This window comes from Cellulophaga sp. 3_MG-2023, assembly GCF_030546975.1.
GTDB lineage: Bacteria > Bacteroidota > Bacteroidia > Flavobacteriales > Flavobacteriaceae > Cellulophaga.
On the sequence record NZ_JAUOPS010000001.1, the window covers coordinates 209149 to 231983 of the forward strand.

General features: G+C 31.1%; 21 protein-coding genes and 1 other RNA gene. 12 read left to right on the forward strand and 10 right to left on the reverse strand.

The window, feature by feature from the left end:
• Positions 1-52: 52 nt before the first annotated feature.
• From Q4487_RS00765 to Q4487_RS00780, 4 genes are read right to left on the reverse strand one after another with little or no spacing between them, the layout of a single operon-like run.
• Positions 53-1882: an ABC transporter ATP-binding protein gene (locus Q4487_RS00765; RefSeq protein ID WP_100896304.1), complete on the reverse strand. Its 1830-nt coding sequence runs from the start codon at positions 1880-1882 to the stop codon at positions 53-55.
• Positions 1882-3591 (reverse strand): phospho-sugar mutase, encoded by a 1710-nt coding sequence (locus Q4487_RS00770; RefSeq protein ID WP_303542390.1) that lies wholly within the window; start codon positions 3589-3591, stop codon positions 1882-1884. Before Q4487_RS00770 ends, Q4487_RS00765 begins: the two co-directional genes overlap by 1 nt.
• Positions 3592-3622: 31 nt before the next feature.
• Positions 3623-4573 carry a glycosyltransferase family 2 protein gene (locus tag Q4487_RS00775; RefSeq protein WP_100896302.1) on the reverse strand — a complete coding sequence of 317 codons (951 nt, stop codon included), beginning with the start codon at positions 4571-4573 and terminating at the stop codon, positions 3623-3625.
• A 41-nt stretch (positions 4574-4614) separates the two neighbouring features.
• Positions 4615-5118, reverse strand: coding sequence for a DUF4199 domain-containing protein (locus Q4487_RS00780; RefSeq protein ID WP_303542393.1), 504 nt, complete (start codon positions 5116-5118; stop codon positions 4615-4617).
• Positions 5119-5289: 171 nt separating this feature from the next.
• Between Q4487_RS00780 and Q4487_RS00785 the strand changes: the two genes are divergently transcribed.
• The 5 genes from Q4487_RS00785 to Q4487_RS00805 all read left to right on the forward strand — a co-directional run bounded on the left by Q4487_RS00785 (position 5290) and on the right by Q4487_RS00805 (position 10360).
• On the forward strand, positions 5290-5541 hold the full coding sequence (locus tag Q4487_RS00785) for a type B 50S ribosomal protein L31 (protein WP_077403788.1): 252 nt from the start codon (positions 5290-5292) through the stop codon (positions 5539-5541).
• Between the two features lie 89 nt (positions 5542-5630).
• Positions 5631-6806: a GlmU family protein gene (locus Q4487_RS00790; protein WP_303542397.1), complete on the forward strand. Its 1176-nt coding sequence runs from the start codon at positions 5631-5633 to the stop codon at positions 6804-6806.
• 94 nt (positions 6807-6900) lie between these two features.
• Positions 6901-7386 (forward strand): histidine phosphatase family protein, encoded by a 486-nt coding sequence (locus Q4487_RS00795; protein WP_100896299.1) that lies wholly within the window; start codon positions 6901-6903, stop codon positions 7384-7386.
• The gene (ppk1, locus tag Q4487_RS00800; protein ID WP_100896298.1) at positions 7379-9454 is read left to right on the forward strand and encodes a polyphosphate kinase 1; all 2076 of its coding nucleotides are present in this window, start codon (positions 7379-7381) and stop codon (positions 9452-9454) included. Before Q4487_RS00795 ends, ppk1 begins: the two co-directional genes overlap by 8 nt.
• A gap of 9 nt (positions 9455-9463) precedes the next feature.
• Positions 9464-10360: a Ppx/GppA phosphatase family protein gene (locus Q4487_RS00805; RefSeq protein ID WP_198519442.1), complete on the forward strand. Its 897-nt coding sequence runs from the start codon at positions 9464-9466 to the stop codon at positions 10358-10360.
• 2 nt (positions 10361-10362) lie between these two features.
• Here Q4487_RS00805 and Q4487_RS00810 read toward each other — a convergent pair whose 3' ends face one another.
• Positions 10363-10944: a tRNA-(ms[2]io[6]A)-hydroxylase gene (locus tag Q4487_RS00810; protein WP_100896296.1), complete on the reverse strand. Its 582-nt coding sequence runs from the start codon at positions 10942-10944 to the stop codon at positions 10363-10365.
• Positions 10945-11400: 456 nt separating this feature from the next.
• Here Q4487_RS00810 and Q4487_RS00815 point away from each other — a divergent pair, with 456 nt between their 5' ends.
• A complete protein-coding gene (locus tag Q4487_RS00815) occupies positions 11401-12126 on the forward strand; it encodes a ThuA domain-containing protein (protein WP_303542403.1) in 726 nt (241 codons plus the stop codon).
• A 59-nt stretch (positions 12127-12185) separates the two neighbouring features.
• Here the strand turns inward: Q4487_RS00815 and Q4487_RS00820 are convergent, their stop codons facing one another.
• Complete coding sequence (locus Q4487_RS00820; RefSeq protein WP_303542405.1) at positions 12186-13577, reverse strand: hypothetical protein; 1392 nt, start codon at positions 13575-13577, stop codon at positions 12186-12188.
• Positions 13578-13766: 189 nt separating this feature from the next.
• On the reverse strand, positions 13767-15566 hold the full coding sequence (locus tag Q4487_RS00825; protein WP_303542407.1) for a DNA polymerase III subunit gamma/tau: 1800 nt from the start codon (positions 15564-15566) through the stop codon (positions 13767-13769).
• A 121-nt stretch (positions 15567-15687) separates the two neighbouring features.
• Between Q4487_RS00825 and rnpB the strand changes: the two genes are divergently transcribed.
• Positions 15688-16000: RNase P RNA component class A (gene rnpB, locus Q4487_RS00830), an RNA gene on the forward strand.
• Here the strand turns inward: rnpB and Q4487_RS00835 are convergent.
• From Q4487_RS00835 to Q4487_RS00845, 3 genes are read right to left on the reverse strand one after another with little or no spacing between them, the layout of a single operon-like run.
• Entirely contained in the window at positions 16000-16548 is a 549-nt protein-coding gene (locus Q4487_RS00835) for an RsmD family RNA methyltransferase (protein WP_100896292.1), read from the reverse strand. The two genes, rnpB and Q4487_RS00835, sit on opposite strands and share 1 nt — an antisense overlap.
• The gene (locus Q4487_RS00840; RefSeq protein WP_100896291.1) at positions 16548-17375 is read right to left on the reverse strand and encodes a DUF3822 family protein; all 828 of its coding nucleotides are present in this window, start codon (positions 17373-17375) and stop codon (positions 16548-16550) included. The genes Q4487_RS00835 and Q4487_RS00840 overlap by 1 nt, the downstream gene beginning before the upstream one ends.
• Positions 17353-18006 (reverse strand): hypothetical protein, encoded by a 654-nt coding sequence (locus Q4487_RS00845; protein ID WP_100896290.1) that lies wholly within the window; start codon positions 18004-18006, stop codon positions 17353-17355. The genes Q4487_RS00840 and Q4487_RS00845 overlap by 23 nt, the downstream gene beginning before the upstream one ends.
• Positions 18007-18109: 103 nt before the next feature.
• On the opposite strand from Q4487_RS00845, the gene Q4487_RS00850 reads away from it, so the two are divergent.
• The 5 genes from Q4487_RS00850 to Q4487_RS00870 all read left to right on the forward strand — a co-directional run bounded on the left by Q4487_RS00850 (position 18110) and on the right by Q4487_RS00870 (position 22796).
• Complete coding sequence (locus Q4487_RS00850; RefSeq protein ID WP_303542411.1) at positions 18110-19549, forward strand: ATP-dependent RecD-like DNA helicase; 1440 nt, start codon at positions 18110-18112, stop codon at positions 19547-19549.
• A gap of 81 nt (positions 19550-19630) precedes the next feature.
• The gene (locus tag Q4487_RS00855) at positions 19631-20200 is read left to right on the forward strand and encodes a DUF4126 domain-containing protein (protein WP_100896288.1); all 570 of its coding nucleotides are present in this window, start codon (positions 19631-19633) and stop codon (positions 20198-20200) included.
• A gap of 12 nt (positions 20201-20212) precedes the next feature.
• Complete coding sequence (gene kdsB / locus Q4487_RS00860) at positions 20213-20941, forward strand: 3-deoxy-manno-octulosonate cytidylyltransferase (protein ID WP_303542414.1); 729 nt, start codon at positions 20213-20215, stop codon at positions 20939-20941.
• On the forward strand, positions 20932-21636 hold the full coding sequence (locus Q4487_RS00865) for an HAD family hydrolase (RefSeq protein WP_100896286.1): 705 nt from the start codon (positions 20932-20934) through the stop codon (positions 21634-21636). The genes kdsB and Q4487_RS00865 overlap by 10 nt, the downstream gene beginning before the upstream one ends.
• An 80-nt stretch (positions 21637-21716) precedes the next feature.
• Complete coding sequence (locus Q4487_RS00870) at positions 21717-22796, forward strand: iron-containing alcohol dehydrogenase family protein (RefSeq protein ID WP_303542417.1); 1080 nt, start codon at positions 21717-21719, stop codon at positions 22794-22796.
• The last annotated feature ends 39 nt before the right edge of the window (positions 22797-22835 follow it).

The following is a 22835-nucleotide window of genomic DNA, read 5'->3' on the forward strand; positions in this document are numbered from 1 at the left end:
AAAATGTACTTATTTAAATGTTTAACTTAATTAAAATATAAAGGTTTAAAAACTAAACGTCAAAAGACTGCATATCTACTAATTTTTTGTAGACGTTGTTGTTGTTTATAAGTTCTGAGTGTGTACCTTTTTCTACAATTTCTCCTTTTTGTAAAACTACAATAGTATCTGCACTTTGTATGGTAGATAGCCTGTGGGCAATTACAATAGAGGTTCTGTTTTGCATCATTTTTTCTAATGCATCTTGTACCAAGCGTTCACTTTCTGTGTCTAATGCAGAAGTGGCCTCATCTAATATCATTATAGGAGGATTTTTAAGAACCGCACGTGCAATGGATAAACGTTGTTTTTGTCCGCCACTTAGTTTGTTTCCGCTATCACCAATGTTAGTGTCATAACCATTTGGTTGTTCCATTATAAAGTCGTGTGCATTTGCAATTTTTGCAGCTTCAATAATTTCTTCTTCAGTTGCATTTGTTTTACCTAATGCAATGTTATTTTTAATGGTGTCATTAAATAAAATAGAATCTTGCGTAACTAATCCCATTAAATCTCTAAGAGATTTTTTAGTTAAGTCTTTAATGTTATCATTATCTATAACAATTTCACCTTCGTTTACATCATAAAAACGTGTAACTAAATTTGCAATAGTACTTTTACCACTACCAGACTGACCAACAAGGGCTACGGTTTTTCCTTTGTTAACTGTTAAATTAAAGTTTTTAAGTACATAATCATCTTCATACTTAAAAGAGATATTTTTTAGAGTAATGTTGTTGTTAAACTCTTTTTTATCAATTGCGTTTTCTTTTTCAGCAATAGGATTTTCAGTTTCTAAAATTTCTAAAACACGCTCTGCTGCTGCATTACCTTTTTTAACACCATAAGATGCTTTACTTATGGCTTTTGCAGGAGTTAATATTTGGTAAGCAAGCCCCATATAAGTGATAAAAAGTTCTGGTTCTATACTTTTTTCTACCAATACCATTTGTCCGCCATACCAAAGTAAAATACCAATAACACCAATGCCTAAGAATTCACTAGCCGGTGAAGCTAAATTTTGTCTATTTAATAAGCTATTAGAGAATTTAAAAAATCTGTTGGTTGATTTTTGAAATGTACCTGCAAATGTTTTTTCTGCATTAAACGCTTTTATAACTCGTAAGCCTCCTAAAGTTTCTTCTAAAATTGATAAAAAAGTACCTTGCTCTTTTTGTACTTTATCAGATTTCTTTTTTAATGATTTACCTATTAACGAAATAATAAAACCAGAAATAGGAAGAAAAATAAATACAAAAATTGTTAGTTTGGCGCTAAAGGCAACCATCATTGCTATGGTAAAAATAATGGTAAGTGGCTCTCTAACAGCTAACTCTAAAACAGATAAAAAAGAATGCTGAATTTCTAAAACATCAGATGTAATACGTGCAATAGTATCTCCTTTTCTTTTTTCTGAATAGTAAGATATTGGTAACTCTACAGTTTTATCATACAAAGCATTTCTTAAATCTTTTAATACACCGTTTCTTAAAAAGGCAATAAAATACATAGCTAAGTAGCCAAATAAGTTTTTTAAGAAAAACATACCTATTACTAAACCAACCATTAACATTAAAGCATCTCCTTGATTGCCGTTACCAACGTTTTGCGTTATGTAATAGTTTAAATAGTCTATAGTATAATCTTTAATTTCTGTGATACTTGTCCATTCTGGCGCAACAGTGATAGATTCAGTTTGTCCAAATAATACAGATAGCATAGGAAATAACGATACCATTGCTAACGTGCTAAATAAAGCGTAAAAGATATTAGAAATTATGTTTAGTATTGCGTACGTCTTATAAGGCTTGGCATATACTAGTATTTTATTAAAATATTTCATTAATTTAAATTCAGTTCTTTTAGAATTCTGTTTATTTTTTGTTCTAATTCGTCGTTTTTAGCCGTAAAATCTTCAGCTTTTTCTAAATTGGTGTTTACACTAAAATAGAATTTTATTTTTGGCTCTGTACCACTTGGTCTTGCAGCCATTTTTGTGCCGTCTTCTGCTATGTAAATAAGTACATTAGATTTAGGAATTGCAATTTCTTTTTCTTCACCTGTAATTGCGTTTTTAGCTGTAGATGTATTATAGTCTTGTATCCACTCTACTTTAGAACCATCTATTGTAGTAACAGGATTGTCTTTAAAATCTGCCATCATTTGTTTAATCTCTTCTGCACCAGAGGCACCTTTTTTGGTTAAAGAGACTAACTTTTCTTTGTAGAAACCACAGTCAACATAAGTGTCTATTAAATCTTTATAAAAAGAACTTCCGTTTGCTTTAGCATTTGCTCCTATTTCGCAAGCCAATAGGGTAGAGGTAACTGCATCTTTATCACGTACAAAATCGCCTACCATAAAACCAAAACTTTCTTCGCCACCACCAACAAAATATTGGTTAGGTGCGTCTTTTATCATTTTAGCTATCCATTTAAAGCCTGTTAAAGCAGTTTTGCATTCTACTTTATATAAATCTGCCAACTTGTTCATCATTGGTGTAGATACAATAGTAGAACCAATGAACTCATCTCCTGTAAATCCTTTTTGCTTACGTTGTTCTAAAAGAAACTTGGTCATTAGAACCATAGTTTGGTTACCATTTAGTAGCTCTAGTTTCCCTTCTAAATTACGAACAGCAATACCTAGTCTGTCACAATCAGGGTCTGTACCAATAACTATATCTGCTCCAATTTCTTCTGCTTTTTTTATAGCTATAGAAAGTGCTTCTGGTTCTTCTGGGTTGGGAGAAACTACAGTTGGAAAATCACCATCTGGTTTAGCTTGTTCCTCTATTATAGTTACATTTTTATAACCAGCGCGTTTTAAAACTTCTGGTACAGCAGTAATAGAAGTACCGTGTAAGGATGTAAAAACAATTTTAAAGTTGTCTTTATCTTTAGCATTAAAACTACCATTTTTTACAGATGCACTTAAAAAAGCTTCATCAACTTCTGTATCAATCAATTCAATTTTAGTTTCATCAGCATTAAAGTTAATTTCACTAAAATCTAGTTTATTTATTTCTGCAATAATTTCCTTGTCTTGTGGTGGTACAATTTGTCCGCCATCTGTCCAGTATACTTTATAACCATTATATTCTGGTGGATTATGAGATGCAGTAAGTACAATGCCAACGTGACAATTTAAGTGCTTTACCGCAAAAGATAATGCAGGTGTGGTTCTTAAATCTGAAAATAAGTATACTTTAATATCATTAGCAGAAAACACCTCTGCAACAGTTTTAGCAAGTGTATCACTATTGTGTCTGCAATCGTAAGCAATAACAACTTTTAATTCTTCATTAGGGTATACTTTTTTTAGATAGTTGCTAATCCCTTGGGTGTTTTTACCTAATGTATATTTATTAATACGATTGGTGCCAACGCCCATAATACCACGCATACCACCAGTACCAAATTCTAAGTTTTTGTAAAAACTATCATTAAGTTCTTCTGTATTGTTTTTTATTAAATCTTCTACTTTTGTTTTTGTATCGGTATCAAAAGTAGTTGTAAGCCAAGTTTTTGCTGTATCTAAAATTGAACTCATATCTAATGGTTTTTTAAGTGTACAATATTTTTTAGTTGATATTTAACTCTTCTGAGATAGAATATCTTGTTTCATTTTTTTTAGAACGGACAATAATTTCTCCTATAAAGCCAGCTAAAAATAACTGACTACCCATAACCATAGCGGTTAAAGAGATATAAAATTGTGGTCTTTCTGTAATTAACCTGCCAAATTTATTAAGAAAAAGTTTATCTATTCCTAAATACAGAGCAAAACCAAAACCAATAATAAACATAACAGCTCCTAAGGCTCCAAAAAGGTGCATTGGTCTTTTTCCAAATTTAGATAAAAACCAAATTGTAATTAGGTCTAAAAATCCATTTACAAACCGTTCCATTCCAAATTTAGTGCTTCCGTATTTACGTGCTTGGTGTTGTACCACTTTTTCATCAATCTTTGTAAAACCTGCATTTTTTGCAAGTACAGGAATATAACGGTGCATTTCTCCTGATACTTCAATGTTTTTAACAACATCTTTTTTGTAAGCTTTTAATCCGCAGTTAAAATCATGTAGTTTAACACCAGATGTTTGCTGTGCAGCCCAATTAAATAGTTTAGATGGTAAATTTTTAGCAATTACAGAGTCGTAGCGCTTTTTTTTCCAACCAGAGATAAGATCAAAGCCATCTTTAATAATTAGGTTGTATAATTCTGGTATTTCTTCAGGGTTATCTTGTAAATCTGCATCCATAGTAATTACAACATCACCTTTTACAGCTTTAAAACCAGCGTGTAGTGCTTGCGACTTACCAAAATTTCGTTGAAAACGAATGCCTTTTACATTGGCGTTAGTGGTAGATAATTCTGAAATAATTTTCCAAGAATTATCTGTGCTACCATCATCTATAAATAGTATTTCATATAAAAAATGATTGGATTGCATTACGGATACAATCCAATCATGTAATTCTTTTAAAGATTCTTCCTCGTTTAAAAGAGGAATAACAATAGATAAATTCATAGGGTACTCTTGAAAATATATTCAAAAGTACAAATATTAAACTATTCTAACTTCTTTGTTTTTAAAACTGCACCAATAATAGCAGATATTATTAAGCCAAGTATGCTAAATCTAACAATAGTAATAAATATTGCTGTAATATTTGTTACCGGAGGGTTGTCTTTTATTTGTTGGTTTATTGCTTGCTCTGCTTCTGGGCCCCACATTTGTCCCCAACGAATCATTGTGTTTGTTTGGTAAAACTCATCTATAAAATTATCATATATATATGATGATAAGCCATATAAAGTACCTATAATTACCATAGCAGTAACTCCAATACTAATTGCTTGCCTTGTGGTTAAATAATTGTCGTTTAGTTTTTTAAATCTTTTAGTTACAATAGTCAGTAATACAACTTCTGCAATAAAACAGATTAAAAAAGTACTATAATATATAGCAGGAGAAGCATCTAGCATTTTAGGTATAAAATCTAGTATAACTCTTGCTAAACCCGCCATTAAAGCTATAGGTAGTATAAACTCTTTAATGTTCTTATTATCCATATTAATTTTTATTTTTTGGTTGTTATCTAGTAAGTATTCTTTTTTGTATTTTTGTTACACTGCAAAGGAAAGTATTTTTTTATCTTTTTTTTTAATTAGCTATTGTAGTTTTCATAAAAAAGAGTATTTTTGCACCGCTAAATTTATTTAGAAGAATTAAAGTTTTAAAAAATGAGAAAAGGTATACACCCAGAGAATTATAGATTAGTAGCGTTTAAAGATATGTCTAACGATGAAGTATTTTTAACAAAATCTACAGCAAATACAAAAGAAACATTAGAGGTTGATGGTGTTGAATACCCATTAGTAAAGTTAGAAATCTCTAGAACATCACACCCATTTTACACTGGTAAAGCTAAATTGGTAGATACAGCTGGGCGTATTGATAAATTTAAGAACAAGTACAAGAAATTTACTAAATAGTAATTTCTTTATCATAATATTTAAAAGTCACTTTTCAATTAAGTTTGAAACGTGGCTTTTTTAGTTTAATACAAAACCTTAATAGTCTTATGAATTATATTTTATTTGATGGCGCTGCAAGAACAGCTTTATTGCCCTTTACTTTTACTAGGCCTGTAGCAGAGATTAGAATAGGAATACTTACCATTAGAGAAAAGTGGGAAAAGTATTTGGGTAGCACAACAAGTACAATAACAGAGGACTATTTAAGTGAAAAACATCCTATGGTGGAGCTAGAGGAAAATGTAATGATAAATTCATCATATTTACCTAATGCTAGTTTAGTTGCTTTAATTGAAGATTTAAAGGAGAACCAAGTTATATATCACAACGATAATATTGTTGCTTTTTTTGCTAAAGAAGCACAAGAAGAAATAGATTTTGATACCTACGAAGCTATTACTTATACAGAAGATGTGATAACTGTAGAAAATACTTGGGATATTTTTGCTAAAAATGAAGAAGCTTTGCAGGCAGATTTTGATTTGGTGACTGAAGGAAGAATAAGTGCTCCTATATCTGAAACAAATACACTTATAAATCCTGATAATATTTTTATTGAAGAAGGAGCAATTGTAGAGTATTGTATGTTAAACGCAACTAAAGGTCCTATTTATGTGGGTAAAAACGCAGAAATTTGGGAAGGTGCTATGGTACGTGGTGGTTTAGCGTTGTGTGATAATGCAGTGATAAAAATGGGAGCAAAAATATATGGTGCTACAACTATAGGCCCTTATAGTAAGGTGTGTGGAGAGGTAAGTAATTCTGTTATTTTTGGTTATTCTAGTAAAGGTCATGAAGGTTATTTAGGTAATTCTGTTTTAGGAGAATGGTGTAATATTGGTGCCGACTCTAACAACTCTAATTTAAAAAATAACTACGCTAAAGTTAGATTGTGGAACTATGAAAGCGAAAGTTTTGAGCAAACTGGCTTACAATTTTGTGGTTTAATGATGGGAGACCATAGTAAAAGTGCAATAAATACTATGTTTAATACAGGTACAGTGGTAGGTGTTAATGTTAACATTTATGTACCAGGTTTTCCTAGGAATTTTGTTCCTAGTTTTAGTTGGGGTGGTGCTTCTGGCTTTACAACATATGGTACTAAAAAAGCTTTTGATACTGCAAAAATTATGATGGCTAGGCGTAATGTAGAATTTACAGAACAAGATGAAGCTATTTTAACGCACATTTTTGAGGAAACAAAAAAGTGGCGTAAAGATTAAAAAATAATTAAGAAGCGCTAATACATTAAGTTAAATCTAATAAGTTTTTGTATTTTTCCATTTAATTTTTAATCTATAATAGTATTAAAATTAAATGAAAAAACTTACTTTAATTCGTCACGGAAAATCCTCTTGGAATTACAATGTATCGGACAGAGATAGACCTTTGTTGGAACGTGGTATTAACGATGCTTATTTGGTTGCTGGTGCACTAAAAGAGCCAATTATTGATGCTGTTTTTTCAAGTCCAGCTAATAGAGCATTACACACTTGTAATATCTTTTTAAGGGTCTTAAATATACCTTCTAGTGAGTTGCGTATTTATGATGAGCTTTATGATTTTTCTGGAGAGTATGTTATCAACTTTATAAAATCTTTAGATAACAAGTTTAACAACGTTGTTATTTTTGGTCACAACCACGCTTTAACTCACATTGTAAATATGTACGGAGATAAAGAGATAGAGAATGTGCCAACAGCGGGCTTGGTAGAGTTAAATTTTAATACTTTGGAGTGGAGTGGTATTGTAAAAGGCAATACGCAGAATGTAATATTTCCTAAACATTTAAAGAATGATTAAGTCAAAAAATCAATATATAAATAGAGAAATTAGCTGGTTAAGCTTTAATGCGCGTGTATTACAAGAAAGTGCAGATATTAAAGTGCCTTTAATTGAAAGATTACGTTTTTTAGGAATATTCTCTAATAATTTAGATGAATTTTTTAAGGTGCGTTATGCTACTGTAAAACGTATTGTAGATGCTGGTAAAACAGGTAAAAGTGTTTTAGGGGGAGAAAAAGCAAAAGATTTACTTGAGGAAATAACTAAGATTGTAATTAAACAACAAACAAAAAGTTTAAAGATTCTTGGTGATATTGAAAAGGAACTGCAGGCAGAAAATATCTTTATTATTAACGAAAAAGAGGTTAGTAAAAGTCAGGCAGATTTTATTAAGACTTACTTTATGGAAAAGGTAAGTCCGCGATTAATGACTATTGTTTTAAATGATTTAAGAGAGTTTCCTTTACTAAAAGATACTGCGGCTTATTTGGCAGTTAAAATGGTATTAACCAGTTTAGATGGTGCGGAAGATGTGCCAGAGAACAAATATGCTTTAATAGAAATACCCAAAGATATAGATCGTTTTGTAGTGCTACCTAAAGAGGGTGATAAAAACTACATTATTATTTTAGATGATTTAATTAGATATTCTCTGCGCCATATTTTTAATATGTTTACTTATGAGTCTATATCTGCACATATGATTAAAATAACTAGAGATGCAGAATTAGATATAGATAACGATTTAAGTAAAAGTTTTATAGAGAAAATTTCTTCTAGTGTGGAGCACCGTAAAATTAGTGATCCTGTACGTTTTGTTTATGATAAAAGAATAGCAAAAGATACGCTGTCTTTTCTTATGGAGAAAATGGGAATAGAAGAAACAGATAGTATTATTCCTGGTGGTATTTACCATAATCGTAGGGATTATATGAAGTTTCCTAGTCTTGGGCGTAAAGATCTTATGTATGATAAGATTACGCCATTATTGGTAAAAGATTTTAATTTTGAAGGTAGTATTTTAGAGCAAATAGCAGTAAAAGATCATTTACAATATACGCCTTATCATACTTTTTCTTACATCACTAAATTTTTAAGGGAGGCAGCTTTAGACCCGCAGGTAAGAACCATTAAGTTAACCGTTTACAGGTTGGCAAGTAATTCTCAGGTAGTGTCTTCATTAATAAATGCTGTTAAAAACGGCAAGCAGGTAACTGTGCAAATAGAGTTACAGGCTAGGTTTGATGAGCAAGCAAATATACAGTATGCAGAATTGCTACAAGCAGAAGGAGTAAAGCTTATTTTTGGTGTGCCAGGTTTAAAAGTGCATAGTAAAATATGTGTTATAGAGAGAGAAGAAGCTGAAGGTTTAAAACGATATGGTTTTATTAGTACAGGTAATTTTAACGAGTCTACAGCTAAAATATATACAGATTATACTCTTTTTACAGCGCACTCACCTATATTAAAAGAGTTAAATAAAGTTTTTGATTTTTTTGAAACTAGTTATAAAGTTCATAAGTACAAACATTTAATTGTGTCACCTCATTATACAAAAAACGCTTTTAGAGCGTTAATAGATCAAGAGATTGAAAACGCAAAAGCAGGAAAAGAAGCATTTATAAGAATTAAGATGAATAGCTTAACATCTTATAAAATGGTAGATAAGTTGTATGAGGCCAGCAATGCTGGTGTAAAAATACAGTTAATTATTAGAGGTGTATGTTGTTTGGTTCCTGGTGTTAAGGGAATGAGTGAAAACATTGAAGCTATTAGTGTTGTAGATAAATTTTTAGAACACACTAGACTTTTTGTTTTTGGAAACGACGGAGATCCTAAAGTGTATATTTCTTCAGCCGATTGGATGACTAGAAATTTAGATTTTAGAGTGGAAGTTGGTTGTCCTATTTATGACAGAGATATTAAACAACAATTATTAGAAACTTTTGATATTTCATGGAATGATAACTTAAAAGCACGTATCTTTTCAGATAAACAAGATAATGCTTATCGTATAAACGATGCTCCAGAATTGCGTTCTCAGTTTGAATTGTATGATTATTATAAAAAGCAATTAAGTAAATAGACTTATATTTTGAAGATTTTTAAACTTGCAGCAATAGACATTGGTTCCAATGCCATACGTTTATTAATACATAATATTATTGAAACTAAAGACAAGAAAACCGAATTTAGGAAAAGTTCTTTAGTTAGGGTGCCCATACGTTTGGGTGAAGATTCTTTTACAGTAGGTGAAATATCTGAGAGAAATATAGAGCGTATGTTAGATGCTATGAAGGCATTTAAATTACTTATGAGTGTAAATGGTGTAGATAGTTATATGGCTTGCGCTACATCTGCAATTAGAGAAGCAAATAACGGTTATGAGGTTATAGAAAAAATTCGTAATGAGGCAGGTGTTAATATAGAAGTAATTGATGGTAAAAAGGAAGCTGCTATTATTGCTTCTACAGACTTAAAGGAGCTTATTAATAATGACCAAGCTTATTTATATATAGATGTTGGAGGTGGTAGTACAGAATTTACTGTTTTTTCTGAAGGGAAATTGGTGGCATCAAAATCTTTTAAAATTGGCACTGTAAGATTGCTAAATGATATGGTAGGTGTTAAAGTTTGGAACCAAATTGAAGAATGGATAAAGCTTTATACAAAGGACTTGCCTAAAGTATCTATAATTGGTTCTGGAGGTAATATAAATAAGTTACATAAAATGTCTGGCCGTAAAATAGGTGAGCCTTTATCTTATATTTGGCTAAATGCTCAGTATCATTTTTTAGAGAGTATGAGTTATGAAGATAGAGTATCTGAACTTGGTTTAAACCAGGATAGAGCAGATGTAATTATACCAGCAACACGTATTTTTTTATCTTCAGCTAAATGGTCTGGATCTAAAAAAATACATGTGCCAAAAATAGGATTATCAGATGGTATGATAAAGACGCTGTATCAAAAAAATAAAGATTCTATTTAGTATTAGCCGTGTACATTACCTGTTTCACCCAAATTCTTCATTAGTTCAGCTTCATATTCTAGTAAGTCTTGCCATTTTTGGTCAACTTCTTCACGGTCTCCATATTGTCTAGCAAAGTTTAAAAACATTGTATAATGTCCTGCTTCGCTAATCATTAATTTACGGTAAAATTCAGCTAAGTCTTTGTCTGTTAATTCTTCAGATAATAATCTAAAGCGTTCACAGCTACGCGCTTCTATTAATGCAGCATATAACAACCTGTGTACCAATTGTGTTGTTCTGCTACCTCCTTTTGGAAAAAATTTTAAAAGGTCTATTACGTACAAATCTTTACGATCACGACCAAGAGTGTTACCACGTGCTATAATGCGGTCATGTACCATTTTAAAGTGTCCCATTTCTTCTCTAGTTAAGGCTACCATTTCCTGTACTAAGTCTGTATACTCTGGAAAACCTACAATTAAGGAAATTGCTGTAGATGCTGCTTTTTGCTCACAGAAAGCATGATCTGTTAATATATCATCAATATTTTTTTCTACAATATTAACCCATCTTGGGTCTGTTGGTAATTTTAAACCTAGCATAGCACACAAATTTAGCTGCAAAAATAGTCATATTGATTTGTATGCAAATAAAAAAGACATATTTTCTAATATAGAAAATATGCCTTTTAAAGGTTTTGGTTGATCAGTTATTTTAAATATAATATTTATTTTAAGAACACTTGTTATTGTAGTAGAATACAATTAGTGGTGTTTTTGTTAAAATTATACTAAAGCCTAAATGTAGTATAAATCATTCAATAATGAAATAAAATAATCAGAAAAGTAACAAATTTGTACTATTTGTTAAATGAATAATTCTATTTTATAATAACTTAAATGACATTAACACTCTGTTAATCAGTGTTTTAATTTTATTATTACTAATAACTGTTCTTTTGGTGTGTGTTTATCTAATTGAAAATAAATAGGTTACATTTTCATAATTTTACTAACTTACCAATTATTAATAACAACCAATTTTATAAAATCTATTATATGAAATCTACCTTTTTAAAAGTTTTTGTTTTTATATTTTTAAGTGTAACCTTCTTTTCATGTGGTTTACAAAGTTCAAAAGTTTTAGTATTTACAAAAACAGAGGGCTTTAGACATGGTTCTATAGAGGATGGTGTTATTGCTTTTGAAAAAATGGCTAAGGAGCATAAGTTTATTGTAGACACTACAGCTAATGCAGATATGTTTACAGAGGCTAATTTAAAGCAGTATAAAGCTGTTGTGTTTTTAAATACTACAGGAGATTTATTAAATGAAAAACAACAAGCTGCTTTTGAAAATTATATTAGATCTGGAGGAGGTTATGTAGGAATACATGCTGCAGCAGATGCAGAATATAGTTGGCCGTGGTATAATAAATTAGTTGGAGGTTATTTTAACGGTCATCCTAAAGTTCAAAAAGCTACTTTACAAGTTGTAGATAATACGCATTCCTCAACAAAAATGTTAGACACTACCTGGGAAAAAGTTGATGAGTGGTATAACTATAAAGATATAAATAAGGATATTAATGTGCTTTTAAATTTAGATGAAAAGAGTTATACTGGTGGTAAAAATGGCGATAAGCATCCTATGGCTTGGTATCATGAGTACGATGGTGGTAGAGCTTTTTATACAGGTTTAGGACACACAAAAGTTACTTTTAAAAATCCAGTGTTTTTGGCACATCTCTATGGAGGTTTGCAGTATGCAATGGGAGAGAAGTAAATAAAAAAAAGCGTCTAGTTTTAAAACTAGACGCTTTTTTTATTTATTTTAAGAACTAATTAATTGCAATTACCTTCCTTAGGTTTTTCAACTTTAGGACAACCTTTTACTTCACTGCTTGGGTAAGTAAAAAAATCATCTAGCTCAAAATCTTCATTGGTTTTAGTTATTCTTCCTATAATTATTTCATAACAACCACCTTCACTACCGTTAGCGCAATCAGCGTTGATACTAGCGTTATTTCTAACAGCACTTATAGATGAACCTGTAACACTTTCGTCATCTGGATTATAGCATTTTTCTATTAGTTCTTTTCGTTTATCACATCCAAAATATTTATAGTCTTTTCCTTTAACTTGTGCTCCATAGCCACCAGTAACTGTCACGTCTCCAACGTAAGATTTACTGTCAAACGTACCTAAATTATTTATGCCATTAGTATTATTATCTAAAAAACCAGCAGCTATTTGTACTGCATGCGTTGAGTTTATAGCAACAACTCTTTCAACATCTACTCTGCCTTGATCTACTCTGTGAGGAGAAAAATTCATAGCAGCATCACCATTTTTAACGTAAATATCTCTAACCACAATATCGTCTACAGTTTTTTCATTTACCATATTTGTTTCTGCGGCACCAGTTTCTACTCTCATTGTAATGCCGCCTTCACCACTTAAATTTTTACATAAAATACTTCTGCCGGTTTGCATTTGTATAATTCCATAGCCAACATGCATATTAGTCATAAATATATCTTTTATAATACCTTTTGTGGATATTTCATCTGTTTTTGAACTAGAAGGTAGGTTTAAAACAATATTAGAAAACTTAGAGAAGCTATCTGTTAATGTTACCCCAGATAATTTGAAATTTTTCACATTACCAAATTCTACTAATTTAACACCTCCATATTCTCCATTAGGAATGTTAGACTTAAACCAGGTACTTTTATCAGTATTATCTTCGTCTAAGCTTGTTATTGCAACGTTTTCTGTATAAAAATCTTCACCAACAACAAATATGGTTATGTTTTGATTTGAAATATTTCCACTTAAATCTGGTTCTATTACAGCCTCAGGGTCTATTTTTAAATGAATATTAGATCTTAATAATATATCTCTAAAGCAGTATCTGCCTTTAGGTATTCTTATAATACCTCCGCCTTCATTGGATAATGATTCTATTTCGTTATTTAATATATCGCTATCTATAGGGTTGCAATCGCCATTTAAGTTTACTACTATTTGTTTGTTGGGTATTTTGTTTGAGTAAAATCTTTCTTCGTTATCAGCTAATCTATCATTAGTAGTTTCGCCTTCATAAACAAGCGGATCATTATTTTTTATAGAGTCTTGTTTTTCATTTGAGTCATCATCTTTATTTGAGCATGATATTATTGTTATAATCATTAATAATGCAGAGATAATTGACTTAAAATTGTTTTTCTTCATTTGTATATTTTTAATTTTTCGCAAATTAAAAACTGTACTAAATGTAATTTGTTTCTAATAGTTTATTAGATGTATTTGTAAGTAAAAAACTGTTAATTGTAAAGCGTAACTATTTGTTTTAGAGGAGTTGGTACTTTGTCTTAATTTTGGTTGTAGAAATCGTTTTTAATAAAACTAGGTCAATTATTACTATATACTTAAATCAAATTCCTGTCTTAGTAAGTCTATTACAGGGTTTTTTTCTCTTAATTTTTGGTATTTTTCTTCAGGAGTAAACGCAAACTTTTTTACAGCTTCTTCATTAACTGTAACTTCTAGAGTAATAAAATAATTATTTAGCTCTTTTTTTAGGTATTCCATAAGGTCGTACTTTTCACGTTCAACCTCTTTTTTCATAGTGTCATTAGGTAGTTGTATGCTAATAGTTGTTCTATCCTTTAAAGTAGGAGTGTCACTATTTAAGTTAGAAGCTAAAATACGTTGACCTTCAGCTTCAATTTTATTTACAAAAATATTCCATAATTCTTGTAATTTTTCTACAGCAAAGTCTTCATTGGGTAGTTTACTCTCGTCTACAACAACATCAACTTTATTTAATTTGTGCTGTTGTTTTGCTTTTAAGCTAGAAAGAGATAAGCCAGAAACTCTTTTAGGCGCATTTATGTCTAATTTTTTTATTGCGGGAGCTGTAGCTACCTCTGCGGTTGCTGTATTTGTTTTTGATACAACAGTAGGTGTAACAGATTTTGGAGTAGCAACAGGAGCTGTTTCTGTAGTGGTATTAGCTACTGTAGCTTGCTCTGTACTGGGTGTTGATTCTTTAGCTTTAGTAGTTTGGGTACTATTTGGATTGCTTTTTCTAAAATGAGAAGCAGGTACTAAAGATATAATTTGATTGTGTAAAGCTAGAGATTCAGGATTTTTTTTTTCTCCATCAAAAGTGATAGAGGCTAATTTCATTAAGGCAAGTTCTATTAACAAGCGTTGATTTTTACTTGTTTTGTAATCTAGATCTGCACTGTTTGCAATATCTATTGCTTTTAGTAGAAAAGCATTATTTGTTTGCTGCGTTTGTTCTAAATAGCGTTTTTTAGCTTCGTCCCCAACTTCTAATAAGTTTATTGTGTTTGGATGCTTACAAACCATTAGATCTCTAAAATGAGATGCTAAGCCAATAATAAAATGGTGACCATCAAAACCTTTACTAAGTGTTGTATTAAATAGTATTAGTAATGAAGGGATATCATTTTGTAATATATAATCTGTAGCAGTAAAGTATGTATCGTAATCTAATACATTTAAGTTTTCTGTAACTGCTTTACGGGTTAATTGTTTGCCTGAAAAACTAACAACTCTATCAAATATTGAAAGAGCATCTCGCATTGCGCCATCAGCTTTTTGAGCTATAATATGTAAAGCATCATCATCTGCTTCAATACCTTGGTTTTCTGCAATATATTTTAAATATTCTGCTGCGTCTTTAACTGTAATTCGTTTAAAATCAAATATTTGACAACGAGATAAAATAGTTGGTATAATTTTATGCTTTTCTGTAGTTGCTAAAATAAAAATAGCGTGCTTTGGTGGTTCTTCTAATGTTTTAAGAAAAGCATTAAAAGCTGCCTGAGAAAGCATGTGCACCTCATCTATAATATATACTTTGTATTTACCAACTTGTGGTGGTATACGTACTTGATCTATTAGACTTCTAATACCGTCTACAGAGTTGTTAGATGCAGCATCTAGTTCAAAAATATTAAAAGCAAAGTCTTCTTCAGAGTTTTCTTCTCCGTCAGAGTTTATCATTTTTGCTAAAATACGAGCACACGTAGTTTTACCAACACCTCTAGGACCTGTAAACAACAAAGCTTGTGCTAAATGGTTGTTTTGTATGGCATTTAGAAGTGTATTTGTAATAGCTTGTTGCCCAACAACATCTTTAAATGTTTGGGGTCTATATTTTCTAGCTGATACTACAAATGGTTCCAATTACTATGCTTTTTTTTAGTGAACTACTCTTATATTACAAATATAAAAATACCCTCTTATTTTACCTTGTTTTTTGTAAAGATATAGTACTTACTTATCAACAATTAAATTACCTTTGCCGCGAGCAGGTTACTCTATCGCTTTACAAACTTGATTTGTAAAGAGGAAAGTCCGGACACCATAGTGTAGCATAGCGGGTAACGCCCGTCCGTTGTAAAACGAGGACAAGTGCAGCAGAAAGTATGTACAGGTAATGCTGTAGTGAAACCAGGTAAACTCTATGCGGTGCAACGCCATGTAAATTAGCGCTATAAGGGTACACGCCCAAGCTAAAGGGTAGGCGGTTTGAGCTTTTGGGTAACCAAAAGTCTAGATAAATGATAGAGGAGCTACTTATTGGCTTTACAGAATCCGGCTTATGACCTGCTCTTTTTTAAGCTTCATTTTTAATTTCAAAAAAACTAAAAACACTGCCACCATATCTTTTTAGGTATGAAAAATTTGGTAAATCTTCTAAATCTGTGTGTTTAGAGTGTTCTACAATTAACAAACCATCTTCAGTAAGCAAGTCGTTTTTAAAAACTAACTCAGGTATTTTGGCAAAATTTTCTTTAGAGAAATCGTAAGGAGGATCTGCAAAAACAATAGTAGATTTAATAGATGTACGTTCTAGATACTTAAAAACATCACTTTTAATAGTAGATATATCTACCTCTAAATCTTTAGCAGTCTGACTAATAAATTTTATACAACCATAGTCTGCATCTACGCAAATAATATTTTCTGTTCCGCGAGAAGCAAACTCATAGCTTATGTTACCAGTGCCAGCAAATAGGTCTAATACACTTATATCTTCAAAATAATAATGGTTATTTAAAATATTAAATAGGGCTTCTTTAGCCATATCTGTTGTTGGTCTAACGGGCAATTTTTTTGGTGCTGTTAGCCTTTTACTTTTAAATTTTCCTGATATTATGCGCATTATAAAGCGTTTAAAGCGGTAAAGTCTATATTTTTTTTAGTAAAATCTCCTAGTTGAAATGTACTATGGTCTGGTGCGTACACACAAATGTTTTTAAAATGATTGTAGCAATTTTTGTAAATAGTACTATCTTCTTCTATGTCTCCAAACAAGCGAAGCAAAACAGTTTCATTATTTAATTTTAATTGTTCGCACGTAAAAAGTAAATAATATAAAAAGTCTTCTGTGGTAGTATATTCAAAACTATTAAAAAGGAGTAATTTCTTTTTGTCAATTATAATAATATCCATTTGTCTTTCAGATGCATATACATAACAAGTAATATCGTTATTTGTATTTGCATTTAATAAAGATGATGTTATAATTGAAGAACTGTGTTTGTATGTAAAATCACCAAACAGATCGTAAATGTAGTTGTTAATGTTTACCAATGGTACAAAAACATTTACAATGTCAAAGTTTGCAATCTCATCTTGTGCTATAAGATCTGTTGCTAAAACTTTTGTGTTGTATTTTAGATAATTATGAGCTTCATCTTCTACAAATAAAGATTTTGGAACAAAGCAAAATAGCGTATTTCTGTGTGTGGCTATTACTTCTGCGTAAGTATTATTGGTAATGTTATGTTCTTTTAACATAGTTACCAATTCTTTTTCTAGCTCTAAACTATCAAGTTCGGTATCAAATATTTTTCTTTCAGAAGCCAATACAGTATTATCTAGAGTATCAACAACACAAAAAGAAAGTCCATTCAAACTAATTTGAATGGACAATTTTTTATAATTAGATGTAGTATCTAATGTATTATTTTTTTGCTTTTCTGTCATAAATTGGAGGCCAGTTACCACTAGTGCTTACATCTTGTAAGTCACCAACTATAATTTCAGTACCATTTATTTCTTCAACACTATTTTGAGCATTTTCTCTAGCTACTAAGTCTTTTGGCTGATCGTATAAAACTACATCTTTTTCAACAAATGCTTTAAATACAGATACTTGTTTACCACCTTTTTCAATAGTAGAAGTACTCATTTGTATTTCAGCTTTACCATCTTTAGAGAAAGGAACAAACTTAAGTGTTTTATATCTGTCATCATTCTTAAATAAAGAATCTTTTACAGGTATAATATTTAATGTATCTACAATTTTTACATCTCTTTGTAAATCAATACCAAAGTCTTTATCATACTCCATATAAGAAGAGTCTCTTTGCTGTATAATGTAGTAGTTTCCGTTATCAACAAACTTAACTAAAGCATTAAAGTTAGGAGCAAATTTACCAGTGGCAGATTTGTGAGCTTCTTGTATGTTTCTAATATCTTTTAAAGAATTAACTACAGCTTGGAAGCGCTCTTGTTTTACTTTTTTAAACTCTATAGGACCATTTACAGATTGGTATATCATGTATCCAAAAAAGATAGCTGCTAACCAAAGAACAATTTTAATTACGGTTTTCATTATTATAATGTTGTTTTTATTTAGTGGTTTGACACAAATCTACAATTTTTTTTTAATCACAAAAGTATTTCACCTTAAATTTCATCATTATCTTTGAACACTTATGAATCTACCCACCCCTACATCATTCTTTAATATTTTAAAAGAAAAATTTCCTTTTGAGCCTACTTTAAAGCAGCTCATCACTTTAGAGAAGCTTTCTCAGTTTTTATTATCTAAAAATAAGGACAATCTTTTTCTTTTAAAAGGTTACGCAGGTACAGGAAAAACCACAATTATTGGAACTATAGTTACAAATTTGTGGAATATAAAAATGAAAGCTGTGCTTTTAGCTCCAACTGGTAGGGCTGCAAAAGTTATGTCTAACTATGCAAATACAAAGGCTTTAACCATACATAAAAAAATATATTTTCCTAAAAAGCAAAGTGGAGGAGGTGTGCAGTTTACATTGGCACCAAACAAACACAGAGATACAATTTTTGTAGTAGATGAGGCATCTATGATACCCGATGCTCCAACTGATTCTAAACTTTTTGAAAACGGATCTTTACTAGATGATCTAATGTCTTATGTATATTCTGGACACAATTGTAAACTTGTTTTAATAGGAGATACGGCTCAATTACCACCCGTTAGGTTAGATATTAGTCCGGCTTTGGATGAAGACAGGTTATCTTTAAATTACAATAAAGATGTAACCAGGGTAGAACTAGATGAAGTTATGAGGCAAGCTGAAGACTCTGGTATTTTAATGAACGCCACCAATTTAAGAGAGCAATTACACGGCAGTTTTTTTGATGATTTTAAGTTTGATGTGAATCCGTATAAAGACATAGTACGTTTAATAGAAGGTAATGACATTCTAGAAGCTATAGAAGATTCTTACTCTAAAAATGGAAAAGAAGAAACAGCTTTTATAGTACGCTCTAACAAAAGAGCAAATTTGTACAATGCAAATATTAGAAATAGAATTTTATATCTAGAAAATGTTATTTCTACAGGTGATTACATGATGGTAGTTAAAAATAATTATTTCTGGATAAAACCAACCACAGAGGCTGGTTTTATTGCTAACGGAGATATATTAGAGGTACTAGAAATTTTTGCTATAAAAGAATTATATGGTTTTAGGTTTGCAGAGGTTAATGTAAAAATGGTAGATTATCCTAATATGCCAGCTTTTGAAACCGTTTTACTTTTAGATACTATAGATGCAGAAACACCATCTTTACCTTATGAAGAAAGTAATAGGTTGTACCAAGAGGTAATGTTAGACTACGCAGATGAAACCTCTAAATATAAAAAGTTTTTAAAGGTTAAAAATAACAAATATTTTAATGCGCTACAGGTAAAATTCTCCTATGCTATTACTTGTCACAAGAGTCAGGGCGGGCAATGGGACACTGTGTTTGTAGAGCAACCATATTTGCCTAATGGTATAGATAAAGATTATCTACGTTGGTTATATACTGCAGTAACAAGAGCTAAAAAACAATTGTATTTAATAGGATTTAAGAACGATTTTTTTCTTGATTGGGAATAGCCTATTTTTGGTACAATATATGTGTATAACTAACCATATAGCTGCTTTTAAGAGCAACTTAAACACATAAAACCATTACAAATGACATCAGAAACCATTATTAGTATTTTTTTAGGGATAGGCTTGGCTACATCTGTAGGCTTTAGAGTCTTTTTACCTTTATTTGCATTAAGTTTAGCCTCTTACTTTGGTGTATGGGAGCTAAATGAAAGTTGGAACTGGATTGGGAGCTTACCAGCTTTAATAGTTTTAGGAGTAGCAACAGTAGTAGAAATTTTTGCTTATTTTATTCCTTGGGTAGACAATATATTAGATTCTGCTGCCATACCTTTGGCTGCAATTGCAGGTACCGCAGTTATGGTATCTACAGTTGCAAATTTAGACCCAGTTATAACTTGGTCCTTGGCAATTATTGCTGGTGGTGGTACAGCTAGCGCTATTAAAGGTACTTCTGCCGCAACAAGATTAACATCTACGGCTACAACAGGTGGTTTAGCAAACCCAATTGTAGCAACTGTAGAAACAGGCACAGCTGTGGTTGTTTCTACAGCAACCATTGTAGCTCCTGTAATTGGAGCTGTTTTGGTAGTAATAATACTAGCATTAATTTTTAGAATGTACAGAAAATTAATGCCCAAACGTAAAAAATAGAAAAAGAGATACATGAAGATTATTGCAATGATTCCTGCGCGTTATGCAGCATCTAGATTTCCAGGTAAACTAATGCAAAATTTAGCGGGTAAGCCCGTAATTGTTAGAACTTATGAAACAGCTGTAAAAACAAATTTATTTGATGATGTATTTGTAGTTACAGACAGCGATACTATTTACAATACTATTACAAAAGCTGGTGGCAAAGCTATAATGAGTATTAAGGAGCATGAGTGTGGTAGCGACCGTATAGCTGAGGCTGTAGAAAATATGGATGTAGATATTGTTTTTAATATTCAGGGTGATGAGCCTTTTACTCCAAAAGAAGGATTAGAAGAGTTGTTATCTGTTTTTAAAAACGACGATAAAAAAGAAATAGATCTGGCCACTATTATGTCTGAAATGACAAATGAAGAAGATATTAAAGATCCAAACTTTGTAAAAGTTATAGTAGATAACAGAAATTTTGCACTGTATTTTTCTCGTTCTCCAATACCATATCCTAGAGAAAAAAATGTAGGTCTTAAATACTACGAGCATAAAGGTGTTTATGCTTTTAGAAAATCTGCATTAATGGATTTTTATAATTTACCAATGTTGCCTTTAGAGGCTTCAGAAAAAGTAGAGTGTATACGCTATTTAGAATATGGTAAAAAAATAAAAATGATTGTAGATAATACATCTGGTATAGAGATAGATACGCCAGAGGATTTAGAAAGAGCACAGGCAGAATGGAAGTAGATTATAAGAATATAAAAGTTATTGGTTTTGATGCCGATGACACGCTTTGGGTTAATGAAACGTACTTTAGAGAGGCAGAAGAACGTTTTGCAGAGTTGTTAGAAGGGTATGAGACTAAAAACAAAATAGATCAAGAGCTTTTTAAAATGGAAATGCAAAATTTAGGTCGGTACGGATACGGCATAAAAGCATTTGTATTGTCTATGGTAGAGTCTGCTTTAGAACTGTCTAACAATAAAGTAAACAATTCTGTAATAGCTAAAATTTTAGATATAGGTAAAGAGATGATAGAGCAACCGGTAGAGTTATTACCAGGTGTTGAGTCTGTTTTACAAAAGCTTCAGTCTAAATACAGATTAATAGTTTTAACTAAAGGAGATTTATTAGATCAAGAACAAAAGTTAGAAAAATCTGGATTAAAAAAATACTTTCATCACGTAGAAGTTTTAAGTGATAAAAAGGAAGAGAACTATAAAAACTTGTTAGATCACCTTCAAATTAAAACATCAGAATTTATAATGCTTGGTAATTCTTTAAAGTCTGATGTGTTACCTATTGTTAAGTTGGGTGCACAGGCGGTACACATTCCTTTTCATACCACTTGGGTTCATGAAACGGTATCTAAAGAAGAAGAGGAATCTAATACCTATTTAACTTTAGACAAGATTGAAGATATTTTGGACTATTTAAAATAACATTTTTTTAGAATAAGAAATTCATATAACAAGATAGGTTTGCTTAAATTTGTCTTATCATACTTAATAGATATAATACTATGACAACATATAGAAATTTCCCAATGGTACCTAGAGTAATTTTTGGGAACGGTAGTTTTAGCCAAATAGGAGATATTTTAAAATTGAAACGTAAAAGTGCTAATGCACCTTTTATTTTTTTAATTGATGATGTTTTTAAAGGCAAAGAGTTAGCTGCCAGAATACCTTTGGTAGAGAATGATAAAGCTATATTTGTTTCATCAGAATTTGAACCAAAAACGTACCAAGTAGATGCTTTAGTAGAACAAATTAAAGCAGAGTATAATGAGTTGCCTTCTGGTATTATTGGTATTGGTGGTGGTACATTGTTAGATATGGCAAAGGCTGTAGCTATTATGTTAACCAATCCAGGTAGTTCTGCAGAATACCAAGGATGGGATTTGGTTAAAAACCCTGCTATTTATCACGTTGGTGTACCTACAATTAGTGGTACAGGTGCAGAGGTTTCTAGAACAACAGTATTATTAGGACCAGAACGTAAATTAGGTATTAACTCAGATTACACTCCTTTTGATCAGGTTGTATTAGATCCAGATTTAACACAAGGCGTACCAAAAGATCAGTGGTTTTACACAGGTATGGATTGCTACATACATTGTGTAGAGTCTTTAGAAGGTACTTTTTTAAATGCATTTAGTCAAAGTTATGGCGAAAAAGCAATGGAGCTTTGTAATGATGTGTATTTAAAAGATATTCCAGAAGACGAGTCTAGAGACAAATTAATGATGGCATCTTGGCACGGTGGAATGAGTATTGCTTACTCACAAGTAGGTGTAGCACATGCGTTAAGTTATGGATTGTCTTATTTATTAGGAGTAAAACATGGTATAGGAAACTGTTTAGTGTTTAATCATTTAGAAGAGTTTTATCCTGAAGGTGTAAAATTGTTTTATAAAATGATGGATAAACATAATATTACATTACCTACTGGTATTTGTAAAGATCTTACTGAAGATGAGTTTACAACTATGATTAATGTTGCCTTAAGCTTAGAGCCGCTTTGGGAAAATGCTTTAGGTAAAGATTGGAAAAAAACTGCAACACCAGAGAAATTAAGATCTATTTACGCAAAAATATAATAGACTTTTATATAATTTAAAAAAAGCCGAAAGTGTGTA